Below are 13,013 nucleotides of genomic sequence, written 5' to 3' on the forward strand. Positions count from 1 at the left end.
CGACGTGTGCGCTTGGCCACTGCGCGCGGATCTCCTCGACGCTGGCACCCTGCAGGCACCAGGCGACGAAGGACGGCCGGCCGGGAATCGTGATGAGCCACGAATTGGGCCCAGACTTTCCCGAAATCGGTTTTTCGGGGCTGCGGATAACTTCCCGAAACTTCCCGAAACTTCCCGAAACCGGGCCGTTCCGGTCTAATGTTTTCCCGAAATTTCCCGCGCCCTCTATAAGAGGGCGGGGGAATTCGGGAAGGACCGGGAAAGCGTTCTTCAGGCGAGCCATAACCAACCCTCCTTCAAGACGATGGCGCCGCGATTGACGAGTCCAGTCAGTGCCTCGCGGGCACGCTCGGTCCGGCGCTTGGGTTCGCAGGTGAGCCGGTCGCGAACTTTCGTGACCGCCTCCTCGATCTCGAGGCAGGGGCGAGTCGGGGGGGCGCCTGCCATGCCGAACCGACCGGCCTTCTTGAGCAGCTCGAGCAGCGCGTCGTAGATGACCCGCTGATTCCCGCCGGCCGGCAGGTTGAGCTTCTTCATCTGGGTGTCGGTGCTCTCGAGCGGCTGCACCACGCAGCTGGTGATCGGGTCGCCGTCTTCATCGAAGCCGAGTTCAACGACCTCGAGCTTGAACGGGTGGGCCTCGCCGTCGCTGGCGTCCTTGGACTTCACGAGCGCCCACTCGCGCCGGTCGCCCTCGCGCCGGACCTCGATCGCGGCATCCAGCGCGGCCAGCAGACTCGAGTGTCCGCGGAGCCCCCGGGTCGCGTCCTTGCCGCTGTGATGCACCAGCAGGACCAGACCGCCGACCATCGCCTGCAGCCGCTTGGCCCCCTGGATGATGCGGCCCATGTCGCGGCTGTCGTTCTCGTCGGCGCCCGGGCTCGCTGCGTTCAGCGTGTCGATGACGACGACTCCGCCGTTCATGCCCTCTTCGTGGATCCGGCAGGCGAGCTCGTCGAGATCGTCCGGATTCAGCAGCGACAGCGGCGCGGTGATGAAGCGAAGCCGGTGGCCGGCCCCGCGTGCCTTGGCGACCTGGATTGCCCGGGCTCGCTGCGGTAAGCCTCCGGCCCCCTCGAGTCCGCAGTACACGACCGGGCATGCCTTCGATTTGTAACCGAAGAACGTCGACCCACCCTCGATGCTGGAGGCGATGTCGAGCACCAGGAAGGTCTTGCCGGATCCGGCCGGCCCATAGATCGCCGCGATCCCGCTGGACGGCAGCAGCGGCTTCAGAATGTAGGGCTGCGGCGGGGTGGCGATCATGTCCGCGACGGTCAGCAGCTTGAAGCGCTCACGCTCCTCGACCAGCTGGTCGACCACTTCAGTTGATCGCGCCAGTGCGAGCGCACCTGCTCGTGATTCGAGTCTCACAGGCCGGCCCCCCTGGCACCCGCACGGATGCGGCCGACTGCCTGGGCGAGCCGTGTTCGGTCTTCGGTGTCGATGGCTTTGCCGGCCATCACGTCGGCGGCCGCAGTCAGCACGACGAGCACCTCGAGCTGGAGGGCACGCAGCACGTCGGCAGCCGGGAAGGGCTGACGGTCGGGCTTAGCCTGGTGCGCGGTGCTGGGCGGGAACAGGTCGGCGAGCTCGAGGCTGATCGCGCCGAGGATCTCCTCGACAGAGTCGCCTCCGTGGTCGTGGATCAGTAGCCGTCCATCGGCGAGTTCACGCCAGGTGCCGCTCATGTTCCGATCGCGCCGGGTGGGCACGCGGAAGACGCCATGATCGCGGCCGGTCGTCCGATGCTCGACGCGGGCGAGAAACTTCTCGCGCGGGCTGGTCATTGCTTGCCCTTCGCGCCGGCGATCGCGAGCAGCAGCGGCAGGGCGCCATTGTTCGCGCGGTCGCAGGCGCGGCAGATCGCGACCGCTGTCCACAGGCCAGAGGCAACCTCTCCGACCCGGTGAATACGTCCGCTGCCCGCGGTGCCCAGATCGATCTCGGCATCGCAGAGCAGGCAATGGACGCTCGGGCGCGGTCGGAACGCAACCAGACCGCCGGGTGTCCGGCGCAACTTTGCTTTCCGCTTCATGCGCCACCCCGCTTGCGAGCGGCGATTGCGCGCCTGGCATTGCGGCGGTGTTTGCCACGTGGCATCCGCTCGCGCTTCTCAGGCTTCGACCAGGTCAGCGGCAGATACAGCGGCCGGTCTTCATCGCGGTGGTCGTTCGGGGTAGAATCGTCGCCGGTGCTGGCGCTCGTTTGCTCTTCGGGGCGGCGAGCGTTTTTTTCCATTACGCCACCTCGCCGCTGAGCGCCTTTTCGATCTGATCGACCGGCCAGCGCAACATGCGATTCGGGGCCTTCAGCGGCACGACGCCGCAGTAGTGCCCGCGGCGACAGAGTGACACTCTCAGGGTGTGCGGTTTTACGCCGAAGAGGTCGGCGGCCTCATCCGTGCCGACAAACGGGCGCCCTTCATGGCGCCACTGAGGGGGGATCGTGCTTCGGTTGAGTTGCATTCACTGGCTCCTTTCGGGGCCGGCCTCAGCGGGTGCTGTGGCGCGGGTGAATACAAGGTTATTGACTCGTGTTTATCGTCGCGCCCGATTAACTGCGCAGGTTTCGAGCCTTAGTCGGGTCTTTCGCTGTTCTGAGAATGTTCTCGACATCCTTTGCATTCATGTGATCTTCGGACGGACATACCGCGGACGCAAGGCAGGCGAGTAATTCTGTCGACGCCTTCCCGGATGCTAACCGGATCCGATTTGCACAGTGCCTGACGAAGGCTCTGGCAATGCTTCGCCGAACTGGGTCTGTGCCTTGTTTTCTCTCAATAACATTCGGGTGCTGACGGTTGATTCGCTGCTCGCAGTCGGCCTTGAGGGTGCGCAGCGCGTCTGGGAGGTTGACGACCCGGTCCAACCCAAATGGGTTTGATCCGATCGTGCTCGCTACTCTGTCGGTCCATGCGTAATGACACATCAACCCGTCGACTTGACCAATGCACCCGCTGTTCTGCAGCGGTTGAGCACCTTGTAACGCCTTCAGCAGCGTGTCAGCCGCTTTAACGACTTCCTCGAGCGTCCGCTGCTCTTCCTTGTGTGGCAGACGCTGCGAGTCTTTCAGTGCGTGCGTCAGTGAATCAACCGCAATGCCGGCGATCTTCAGTGCTGGCAGACCATTGTCGGCGAGTCGCGGCCACCATCTGTTCATCTCGTGACTGGCGACCAGTGCGGCGAAGACGTCTCGATAGGGGAAAGGTGCGTGCCGGTTGTGTTCGAGCCAGTCGACTAGCTCTTGCTTGGGGCTCATGCTCGCGACCCTGTCGGCTAACCCTGGAAGAAGGTGCCGCGCCAGCCGGGCAGGGTGTCCCGGGGTTCCCTCCGTCGAGGTAGGCGCGGCATTGCTGGCTCAGCTGATGTTCGGAAGACGCTCCATCAGGTCTTCGGCCTGATCTTGGAGCGCATGCAGGAATACCCGCAAGTCGGACTCCGTGAGGTTGTCGGACTCGGCCGCGGCGACGAGCACGTTGATGCTGCTCGTCAGTTGCTCGAGCTTTACGCCGAAGCGGTTGAAATCGCTGGAGGTGGTAGTGTTCGCGTCAGACATGATTCGATCTCCTCAGTTGATCGAGTTGTGTTCAGGGCCGGCCCGATGGTGACACACCTGGTCGGCCCGCTTTGCCTAGTGTCCGACTAGGCGGCGGTCTTGCTCGTTACGACGCGCAGCGGCTGCGCGTCCTCGTCCGGCTGTTCGATGCCGGCCTGGTCGAGAATCCATCCCTCGATGCGCACATGCCACATGCGCAGCAGGTCGAGCGGGCGGCGGCGGTAGTGCTTCTCAGCCAGTGCTGACGGCTTGTGTCCCATGATTTGCGCGACGACGCCGACCGGGGCTTCGCACCACTCCGACAGGGTGCCGAATGACCGCCTGAGTCCGTGAATCGACACATGCGGCAGGCCGGCGGCGGTCAGCGCCTTGACGTGCTGAATGCGAGGTTCCTGCAGCCTCCCGTCTTTCGATGACGGGCTCGAAAACACCCACTCATTGCGACGCGGCAGCGCGGCCAGCAATGACGCGACATGAGGAGTCAGCGGGATGACGCGCTCGCCCTCCACCTTGTCGTGGATCGTCAGGCTGCGCCACTGAAAATCCACGTCGGCCCACTTCAGGCTGAAAAGCTCGGTGCGGCGCGCGCCGGTCAGCAGTGCTGTTTGCAGGAATGCTGCAATTGCCGGATTGCGTATCTGCGTCACCTGGTCGAACCAAGGCTTCAGCATTTCCCGCTGCAGGCAATCGTCTTTCGCTCGCGGCTTCGGCAGCGCGTCGCGAGTCTCGCGAGCGGTGCATGCGTCCGGTTTCACCTGGTCGCGGTACTCGGGGCGATCCGCGCACCATCCCATGAATGCACGCACCGCGCGGTAGGCTTGCGCGGCCTGCGTCGGGCCTCGGGCGGTCTGGGTCTCAAGCCAGGTCCTGATGGCGTCGGAATCCAGGTCGCGCAGGCGCTTCTCCATCAGCGAGTGAATCGGGCCGGGTAGTGTCGTCGCCGGCTCGCCCTTGCGTCGCCCTCGCCCGCGCGGTTCGCCTCCGGGTTTCGCCAGCGCCACATGGTTCTGCAGGTGTCGCTCGCTCCACTTCGGACTGCGGGCTTTCAGGTAGGCTTTCCACGCCTCGCCCACCGTCACCACCTCGCGCCGGGTTTCCTCGGCCTGCGCCTCGATGACCGCGATCTTGTCGGCCTTGTCCTGCCGGGGATCAATACCCTGGTCGACCAATGTCCGCATGCGGCGGGCTTCGGCTCGGGCGTCATCAATGCCCCAGGTACGAGCGTCGCCAATCCTCACCCGCAGCGCACTGCCGGCCAGCTTCGCCTGGAACACATACGTCTTTGCACCCGCAGGCGTGACCCGCGCGGCCAGTCCCGGCGCTTCCGTGTCCCAAAAAAAGGTTTGTGTCTTGTTCGGATCGCACGAAAAGTCCCGTATCCGTCCGCCGGTAAACTTGACTCGGTTGTCTTGGCTCATGATCGGTAGGTCGTCCGTGTAACCCTGGTGTAACCCGATTCTAGAACACCGATCAATATTAATCAACCTACCGCTGAAACGGTTACACGGTCAAATTGCTGTTTTTACTGCGTTTATGCTTTACGGGTAACACAGATCAACACGGTTAAATGTGCCTCGTAGCCGCCTTGTAAGCGGTAGGTCATCTGTTCGAGTCAGATTGTCGGCACCATAAGAATCAGACACTTAGGCCAGTTCAGATGACTGGCCTTTTGCTTTATTGGCGCCATTGCTCCCTTATTGCTACACCCAGCGCGCATGCTACGAAACGCCTTTCCGTTACCGACCCAGCCCCGCCTTGGCGGCGGCTGAATTGGTCGTCTATCGCGACATGCAGTTCCGTCTCGCTGTCGCGCACTTCAAAGTGCTCGATGTCGTTGAGCCTGAACCAGTGGAGTGCGGACGGATCGCGTGGTGGCGGGAAGCGCGAAAACCTGACAACGCGCTCCGGGTCGTCCAGAGCGGCGCGAATCGCAGCGGTCGGCACGGGAATCTGATCGCAAGGGAACCACTCCTGAAGATCAGCGTAATAAGTGTCGTCAGGCGGGCGTGGACAGAACTGTGCGAAGAATCGTCCATGCGCGGGCCAGCTCAGCACAACGTCACCGCGAAGTGCGGCGTCCAAGATCGCCTCGCGTGTCGTGTCCAATATCTGTCGGCAACTTCAAGCCTGTACCATCGCGGTTTGATCGGCATCTTCGCGTTTCTTCCAGCGCACCTTCGCAAAAGGTGCCACCCCAGGCCGGCGAAGGTTTCCGGCTTTTCTCCCCGTCGGAATAGGGGCGGCATTGCTCGGTCAGGCGGTGGGCTCTTGCTTCGGCTCGAAACGAATCACCAAGCGCTGCCCGCAGGCATCGGCGTACTTGCGCAGGGTCGCTATGGACGGGGCGTGCTTGCGACTGCCGATGCTGCCCTCGATGCGGGCCACGACAGGCTGAGATACCCCCATGCGCTCCGCCAACTCGGTCTGGGTCAAGCCAGCACGCTGACGGGCGCGCAGCAACTCGCCAAGGGCGGCGAACTCATCGGCCATACCTTCATAGGCTTCACGGAATGCCGGATCACGCTTGCTGGACTCCTCCGCGAAGGCGTGGGGGTCGAAGGCTACCGGGTTGTATTTCTCGCTCATGGGCGGACCTCCTTCATGCGACGGCGTGCGGTGTTCAATACACGCTGCGGGGTTTGTTCAGTCTTTTTGATGAAGCCGTGCAGGATGACGACACGCTTACCTACGACAGTGCAGAACAAGGCGCGTCCGATTCCCTCCTGCCCCTTGGCGCGAATCTCGAAAAGACCTTCACCCATTGCGCGGGTGTAGGGCATGCCCAGATTCGGGCCATGTTCGACGATGCGCTCCGCAATCCTGGTGAAGCTGGCAAGAATGCCTCCCGGCTACTCCATGACCTCGGCTTCCGCGGCCTCGTTAAAGAACTCGATGCGATAGCTCATGAAGTGAATATAGCCTTCATGCTATAAATGATCAATGTGCAGAGCGATCAGGCCACCAGCCGCAAACCGGGCGCGGCCTCTTTTTGGTTCGGTTGCTTGATACCGGCCTGGACAGGAATCCACCCTTCAATCTTGGTGTGCTACATCCGCCGCAGATCGAGCAGGCGGCGGCGGTAGTGCTTTTCAGCCAGGGCGGACGGCTTGTGTCCCATGATTTGTGCGACAACACCGACCGGGGCTTCGCACCACTCCGACAGCGTGCCAAATGATCGCCTTAGTCCATGCAGGGACAGTGCCGGCAAGCCCGCTGCGGTCAGTGCCTTGTTGTGGCCGATGCGCGGCTCTTGCAGGCGTCCAGACTCCGCCTTGACGCTACTGAACACCCACCCATTGCGACGGGGCAATGATGCCAGCAGTGACGCGACAAAGGGCGTCAGCGGGATGGTGCGCTCGCCCTGCACCTTGTCCCGGATGGTCAGGCTCGCCCACTGGAAAACGACATCCTTCCACCTCAGGCCGGCCAGTTCTTCGCGGCGAGCGCCGGTCAACAGCATGGCTTGCTGTGCAGATACCCTATTGCTACGAATTCCAGCAATATCGATCGATATCGCCCAACATCGATGAACGTCTGTTCCTCTATTTTTCAGACACTTTTGTAAATTTATCTACATCGTTAAACACTGATAAACCCCGTTTTTTGCTGACCTTGTAAGCGGTAGGTCATCTGTTCGAGTCAGATTGTCGGCACCAGCGGACGCAGGGAATGAGCCCGACCTCGATGGCCGGGCTTTCTGTTTCGTGACGTTCCCGTCGGCGTGTTACCGTCGCCCGCCGGTCATGGACGCGCACGGGCGGCAGTGCAACGTAAGGCGTCGCCGCTGTCAAAGCTGAGCGACTACCGGATCGCGCTTGCGTCCGCGCTCGCGGTCCGGGCATCCGGAACCTTGCGCGTGAATACCCAGCCGTTCGGGGTGTGGACGAAGGCGAATCCGGTCGGTTCGTCGATATAGACGTCGAACGATCCCGGCCGGGACTTCGCGACCTCATCGGTCGACACCAGGCGCTTGCCTGGCGTGGCGATCGTTTCGTCGACCGGTGATGCGTGGGCGCTGAGGCTGGCGCCGAGCAGAACCGCGGCACCAACCGCGATCATGTGTGCGAGTTTCATGGAGGGGCTTCCTTTCCGAGTAATAAAAGGGCGCCAAGGTTGCGGTGTGCCGTCGTGCAGCACCCTTGTTATCCCCTGCATGACTGGATGCCCTCATAAGACGGCGGAATGGCGCAGTGCAGCAACTCGCATCTGCTGATGACGTCATAGGCCCTGTCTCTTACGTTGTACTGTCCTCGCGCGCCCCGAACGCCTCTGCGGACTCGCGCGGGAGTCGTACATCATGCGTTCCTTCGGTCGGCGGACCCGACGAATCGGTCGGGCCCACCTGTGTCGCGCCCCCCAGCGGGTGCGCGTATTCGATCGCGATCAGCGGTTTGCGATCGCCTTTTCCGCCATGTCGACCAGGTCGGCACCGATCTGGCTCTTCCACTTCTCGTAGACCGGCTTGGTCGCGTCCACAAAAGCCTGGCGCTCGTCAGGGGTCAGACGGACGATGTCGACGCCCATCGCCTCGATCTCCTTGAGCAGGGGCTGACCTTCCTCGACCAGACCCTTGCGAGCGATCTCGATCTGCTGCTTGCCGGCATCGATCGCGGCCTGGCGGACGATTTCCCGATCGGCCTCGGTCCAGGAGTTCCACACATCACGGTTGACCACGAAGATCAGCGGATCGGCGACATACCCCCACATCGTCACATTGGTCTGGCCGACGGTGTGCAGCTTGGCCGCGGTGAAGATGGACATCGGGTTTTCCTGGCCATCGACGGCGCCGGACGCGAAGGCGGGCTGCGCATCGGCCCAGCTCATCTGGGTCGGATTGGCTCCGAGCGCGGTGAAGGTGTCCAGGAACAGCGGCGAGCCCACCACGCGGATCTTCATGCCGCTGAGGTCGGCCGGGGTGCGGACCGGCTGACGCGAGTTGGTCAGTTCGCGATAGCCATTCTCGCCCCAGGCCAGCGGCACGACACCGGCGCGGTCGACGAGGCTGAAGATCTCCTTGCCGACATCACCCTGGGTCAGCGCGTCGATCGCCTCGTAGTCCGGCATCAGGAACGGCAACGAGAACAGGTTGAGCTGACGAACCTGCGGCGACCAGTTGATCGTCGACCCGACCGCCAGGTCGATGACGCCCTGACGAATCGCGGAGAACTCGCGCGTCTGGTCGCCCTGCACCAGCGACACCCCCGGGTAGAGCTTGATGTCGATGCGACCGTCGGTACGCTCACGCACCAGGTCGGCCCATATCTCGCCGCCCTTGCCCCACGGGAAGGCCGTGCCCACCACCAGCGACATCCTGTATTCCGACTTGTAGTTCTGCGCCATAGCTGCGGTCGAGAGCGTCAGCGCAGCGGCGGTGGCCGCGAGCAGGCCCAGTAGCGGCTTCAATTTCATGTGCATGTCTCCTTTTGTTGTGAGGGTGTTACGACGACTAAAACAACGGCTAATAACCCAGAGCGCCCGGCAACCACAGCGCAATGGACGGGAAGATCACGATCAGCAGCAAGGCACAGCACATCGCGATCAGAAACCACACGACCCACTTGATGGTGTGTTCCATGCGGACCTTGGCGATCCTGCACGAGACCATCAGATTGACCGCGATCGGCGGCGTGAACTGGCCGAGCGCGATCATCATCGTCAGTATGACCCCGAACCAGACCAGATCCCACTGATAGAACAGTGCAATCGGCATCAGGATCGGAATGAAGATCAGAAAGATGGACACGCCATCAAGCACCATGCCGACCGCCACCAGCAGCAGCAGGATCAGGAAGAGCACGCCATACTCGCCCAGACCGGACCCGGTGATCGCGCGGGTCACCGGGTCGATGATGCCCAGCGTGTTCAGCGAAAAGGCGAAAATGCCGGCCAGTGACACGACCAGCAGAATCACCGCCGACAGTTCGCCGGCGTCACGCAGCACGTGGAACAGATCCCGGACCGATATCGTCCGGTAGATGACCATGCCGACGAACAGGCCATAGAACACCGCGACCACCGCGGCCTCGGTCGGCGTGAACCAGCCCGCCCGCATGCCGCCGAGGATCAGCACCGGTGCGGCCAGCCCCCAGGCGGCTTCGCGGAAGCTCTTCCAGAATGGCGGACGGGGCAGGCTCGCCTCGTTTGCACCCATGCCGTACTTGCGCGACAGCCATACCGACGGAATGATGAACGCGATGCCGACCAGCAGACCCGGTAGCAGGCCGGCGGCGAACAGCGCCGGCACCGACGCGCCGGGCACCAGCACCGAATACACGATCAGCGCGATCGACGGCGGAATCAGAATGTCGATCGCGGCCGACGCGCCGATCACGCTCGCCGAGAACGCACCCGGATAACCTGCGCGCGACATCGCCACGATCATCACGCCGCCGACCGCCGCCGCGGTGGCCGGACCCGAGCCGGAGATCCCGCCCATCAGCATCGCGACCGCGACCGCGACCAGCGGCAGCATGCCCGGCCCACGACCGACGATGGACACCGCAAAATTGACCAGCCGCAGCGCCACGCCGGAACGCTCGAAGATGGTGCCCACCAGCACGAACATCGGAATCGCGAGCAGCGGATACTTGCCCAGTCCGGCATAGAAGTTCTGGGGCACGGCCAGCAGACCGAACCAGTAGGTCTCACTGTTGGCCAATGCGATCGCGGCCGCACCGGCCAGACCGAGCGCGGCACCGACCGGCACGCCCGCCATCATCGTCACGACGAAGATCGCGAACAACAGGACTGCGATCATGCTGCGGCCCTGCCCCGGATGAACAGGCCAAACGCGCGCAATGCGATGCCGGCCGACACGACCGGCAGCCAGATCGTGTACCACCATTGCGGGATGCCGATGCCGGGCGAGGTCTCGAAGTAGCGATAGTCGTCCCAGACGACGCGTGCGCTGAGGACCGCGATCAACAAGAACAGCACCGTGACCATGAGTGCGCCGAAGCGCAGCAGCATGCGACGCCGCGCCTGCGAGCCCTGATCCGAGAAGTACTCGATGCGGATGTGACGATTGCGCGCCACCGCGGCCGATGCAGCGACCAGCGTCAGCAGGATCATCAGGAAGATCGAGATCTCTTCGGTCCAGGCAAAGGACTGGTTCGTGAAATAGCGGGTCAGCACGTTCGCGAACGTGATCAGCGCGAGCGCACCCATGATCAGCACGGTCAGCCAGTCTTCGATCGCGAGCGGGACGCGCGCCCGCGCAGTCTCCCCGGTCTCGGCTGCCGCCTCCTCTGGCTCCCGCGCATCGAGCTTGCGATCGGTCGTCTCAGGCATGGTCCGCCTCCGCCCTGGCGAGTCCGGTGAGCGCGTGCGCGCCGGCGACGATCGCGTCCACGCCGACCCGGGATTCGGCCTCGAGCACCGGCGAGTAGCCGACCGGAATGCGTGGTGCACCGAGGCGGCGGACACGGCAACCGGTTTCCTCGGCGGCGGTCGCCGCGATCTCGGCGCCAAAACCCGCCGCCTGCACCGCTTCATGCACGACCAACAGCCGGCCGGTTCGGGCACACGAGGACAGCACCGTCTCCCGGTCCCATGGCCAGATCGTGCGCAGATCGATCAGCTCCACCCCGATGCCCGCGGCTTCGAGCGCATCGCACGCCGCGGCGCACACCGACACCTGTCGGCTCCAGCTCACCATCGTCAGGTCGGCGCCCGTCCGCAACGTGCCGGCTTTGCCCAGGGCGGTGACGCTGCCCGGTTCGACTTCGCCCTGGCTGCCCCACAGGGTCTTGTGTTCCATGTAGATCACCGGATCGCCGCATCCCAGCGCCGAACGCAGCAAACCGTAGTTGTCCTGCGGGGTCGCGGGACATACGACGACCACCCCGGGCAGATGCGCGAACCAGCTCTCCAGCGACTGCGAATGCTGTGCTGCGGACGCGTCCCAGATACCGTTGGGCATGCGCACGACCAGCGGCACCCGGCCCTGCCCGCCGAACATGTAGCGGTTCTTCGCGGCCTGATTGACGATCTCGTCCATCGCGCACAACGCGAAATCCACCACCCGCATCTCGACCACCGGCCGAAGCCCGGCCAGCGCCATGCCGACCCCGGCACCCAGGATCGCGGCTTCGCTGATCGGCGTGTCGATCACCCGCTCCGCGCCGAAGCGGGTCTGCAGTCCGGAGTATTGCCCGAAGATGCCGCCGCGACCCACGTCCTCACCGAGCACGACCACCCGGCTGTCGGCCGTCATCTCCTCCTGCAGCGCCAACACCGCGGCCTGTGCATAGGTCATCACCGCCATTGGCCGGCTCCGGTGGTCTGAACATCGGTATAGGCGGCACCCGGATCGGGCCATGGCGCGAGTTCGGCCGCCGCAACCGCAGCCTCCACCTCCTGCGCCGCCTCACGATCGATCGCGTCGAGCAACGCCAATTCGCCCTTGCTCCCCGCCATCGCGATAAAGGCGAGCCGCGCGCGCCCGACCGGGTCACCCTTCAGCGCCTCGGCCAGTTCGGCCGGATCGCGATAGCCCGCCGGGTCCACCGACACATGGCCCTTGATCCGGTATGTGATCGCGTGCAGCAGATGCGGTCCGCGTCCGTCGCGCACCCGCTGGACCAGGTCGCCGGCGGCCTCGTACACCGCGAGCACATCGTTGCCGTCGACGCTGAAGGACGGGATGTCGAAACCGGCCGCGCGCGCGGAGGCGCCCTCGCCGGCCGTCATCGGGCCGCTTGCCGTGGTCGCACTCCAGCGATTGTCCTCGCACACGAACAACACCGGCAGTCCGAACACCTTCGCCCAGTTCAAGGACTCCAGAAACGGCCCGCGGTTGATCGCACCGTCACCGAAGAAGCATACGGTCAGGCCCGGGCGCCGCTGCAGCTTCTGCGCATGCGCCGCCCCGACTGCAATCGGCATTCCCGCTGCCACCACGCCGTTCGCGCCCAGCATGCCGACCGAAAAGTCGGCGATATGCATCGAGCCGCCCTTGCCACCGTTGAAACCCGATGCCTTGCCGAACAGCTCCGCCATCATGCCCGCGAGGTCGGCGCCCTTGGCCAGCGTATGCCCGTGGCCGCGATGCGTCGAGGTCAGATAGTCGTCAGCAGCCAGATGGGCGCAGACCCCGGCGGCCACGGCCTCCTGACCGGTCGACAGATGCAGCGGCCCGCGCACCCTGGCGGTTCCATCCGCCGACTTGCCATAGGCGCTCACGCCCCCCTGACTGGCGGCCTCCGCTGCATTCTCGAACGCCCTGATCCGGACCATGGTCCGGTACAGCGCGACCAATGTCTCGCGTCTTTCCTCCAAGGCTCCGCCTCTCTGTTTATGTTTATGTGTAAACGGCCTAGGGGCGAGTATCCCTGCCAGCGAGGAGTCCAGTCAATGCCTGACGCGTCCGCACCGGTCGCCGTTCCGGCCGACACGCCCCGTACCGCAACCCGTCCTCGTCGCACCATCGTGCCGCACGGTATCGAGAAGCATCG

General features: G+C 64.0%; 17 protein-coding genes. All 17 read right to left on the bottom strand.

What is annotated here, in order from left to right; all coding sequences use genetic code 11:
• Positions 1–270: 270 nt before the first annotated feature.
• A complete protein-coding gene (locus tag ACKVEX_RS05520; protein ID WP_473214699.1) occupies positions 271–1,374 on the bottom strand; it encodes an AAA family ATPase in 1,104 nt (367 codons plus the stop codon).
• A complete protein-coding gene (locus ACKVEX_RS05525) occupies positions 1,371–1,790 on the bottom strand; it encodes a hypothetical protein (RefSeq protein ID WP_473214700.1) in 420 nt (139 codons plus the stop codon). The genes ACKVEX_RS05520 and ACKVEX_RS05525 overlap by 4 nt, the downstream gene beginning before the upstream one ends.
• Positions 1,787–2,038: a hypothetical protein gene (locus ACKVEX_RS05530; RefSeq protein WP_473214701.1), complete on the bottom strand. Its 252-nt coding sequence runs from the start codon at positions 2,036–2,038 to the stop codon at positions 1,787–1,789. Before ACKVEX_RS05530 ends, ACKVEX_RS05525 begins: the two co-directional genes overlap by 4 nt.
• Complete coding sequence (locus ACKVEX_RS05535; RefSeq protein ID WP_473214702.1) at positions 2,035–2,241, bottom strand: hypothetical protein; 207 nt, start codon at positions 2,239–2,241, stop codon at positions 2,035–2,037. The genes ACKVEX_RS05530 and ACKVEX_RS05535 overlap by 4 nt, the downstream gene beginning before the upstream one ends.
• Positions 2,241–2,468 (bottom strand): hypothetical protein, encoded by a 228-nt coding sequence (locus tag ACKVEX_RS05540; protein ID WP_473214703.1) that lies wholly within the window; start codon positions 2,466–2,468, stop codon positions 2,241–2,243. Before ACKVEX_RS05540 ends, ACKVEX_RS05535 begins: the two co-directional genes overlap by 1 nt.
• 88 nt (positions 2,469–2,556) lie before the next feature.
• Positions 2,557–3,261 carry a hypothetical protein gene (locus ACKVEX_RS05545; protein WP_473214704.1) on the bottom strand — a complete coding sequence of 235 codons (705 nt, stop codon included), beginning with the start codon at positions 3,259–3,261 and terminating at the stop codon, positions 2,557–2,559.
• A 99-nt stretch (positions 3,262–3,360) separates the two neighbouring features.
• Positions 3,361–3,558 carry a hypothetical protein gene (locus ACKVEX_RS05550; protein WP_473214705.1) on the bottom strand — a complete coding sequence of 66 codons (198 nt, stop codon included), beginning with the start codon at positions 3,556–3,558 and terminating at the stop codon, positions 3,361–3,363.
• A gap of 86 nt (positions 3,559–3,644) precedes the next feature.
• The gene (locus ACKVEX_RS05555) at positions 3,645–4,976 is read right to left on the bottom strand and encodes a tyrosine-type recombinase/integrase (RefSeq protein WP_473214706.1); all 1,332 of its coding nucleotides are present in this window, start codon (positions 4,974–4,976) and stop codon (positions 3,645–3,647) included.
• Between the two features lie 835 nt (positions 4,977–5,811).
• Complete coding sequence (locus ACKVEX_RS05560; protein WP_473214707.1) at positions 5,812–6,144, bottom strand: helix-turn-helix domain-containing protein; 333 nt, start codon at positions 6,142–6,144, stop codon at positions 5,812–5,814.
• A complete protein-coding gene (locus ACKVEX_RS05565) occupies positions 6,141–6,338 on the bottom strand; it encodes a type II toxin-antitoxin system RelE/ParE family toxin (protein WP_473214708.1) in 198 nt (65 codons plus the stop codon). Before ACKVEX_RS05565 ends, ACKVEX_RS05560 begins: the two co-directional genes overlap by 4 nt.
• 266 nt (positions 6,339–6,604) lie before the next feature.
• A complete protein-coding gene (locus ACKVEX_RS05570; protein ID WP_473214709.1) occupies positions 6,605–7,018 on the bottom strand; it encodes a tyrosine-type recombinase/integrase in 414 nt (137 codons plus the stop codon).
• A 341-nt stretch (positions 7,019–7,359) separates the two neighbouring features.
• On the bottom strand, positions 7,360–7,632 hold the full coding sequence (locus tag ACKVEX_RS05575; RefSeq protein WP_473214710.1) for a hypothetical protein: 273 nt from the start codon (positions 7,630–7,632) through the stop codon (positions 7,360–7,362).
• Between the two features lie 309 nt (positions 7,633–7,941).
• Positions 7,942–8,967 (bottom strand): DctP family TRAP transporter solute-binding subunit, encoded by a 1,026-nt coding sequence (locus ACKVEX_RS05580; RefSeq protein WP_473214711.1) that lies wholly within the window; start codon positions 8,965–8,967, stop codon positions 7,942–7,944.
• Positions 8,968–9,016: 49 nt separating this feature from the next.
• On the bottom strand, positions 9,017–10,315 hold the full coding sequence (locus ACKVEX_RS05585) for a TRAP transporter large permease (protein WP_473214712.1): 1,299 nt from the start codon (positions 10,313–10,315) through the stop codon (positions 9,017–9,019).
• Positions 10,312–10,848: a TRAP transporter small permease gene (locus tag ACKVEX_RS05590; RefSeq protein WP_473214713.1), complete on the bottom strand. Its 537-nt coding sequence runs from the start codon at positions 10,846–10,848 to the stop codon at positions 10,312–10,314. Before ACKVEX_RS05590 ends, ACKVEX_RS05585 begins: the two co-directional genes overlap by 4 nt.
• Positions 10,841–11,824 (bottom strand): alpha-ketoacid dehydrogenase subunit beta, encoded by a 984-nt coding sequence (locus tag ACKVEX_RS05595; protein WP_473214714.1) that lies wholly within the window; start codon positions 11,822–11,824, stop codon positions 10,841–10,843. Before ACKVEX_RS05595 ends, ACKVEX_RS05590 begins: the two co-directional genes overlap by 8 nt.
• Positions 11,815–12,837: a thiamine pyrophosphate-dependent dehydrogenase E1 component subunit alpha gene (locus ACKVEX_RS05600; protein ID WP_473214715.1), complete on the bottom strand. Its 1,023-nt coding sequence runs from the start codon at positions 12,835–12,837 to the stop codon at positions 11,815–11,817. Before ACKVEX_RS05600 ends, ACKVEX_RS05595 begins: the two co-directional genes overlap by 10 nt.
• Positions 12,838–13,013 lie beyond the last annotated feature (176 nt).

This window comes from Denitraticella aggregata, from assembly GCF_048158365.1.
Classification (GTDB): domain Bacteria; phylum Pseudomonadota; class Gammaproteobacteria; order Burkholderiales; family Rhodocyclaceae; genus Azoarcus_F.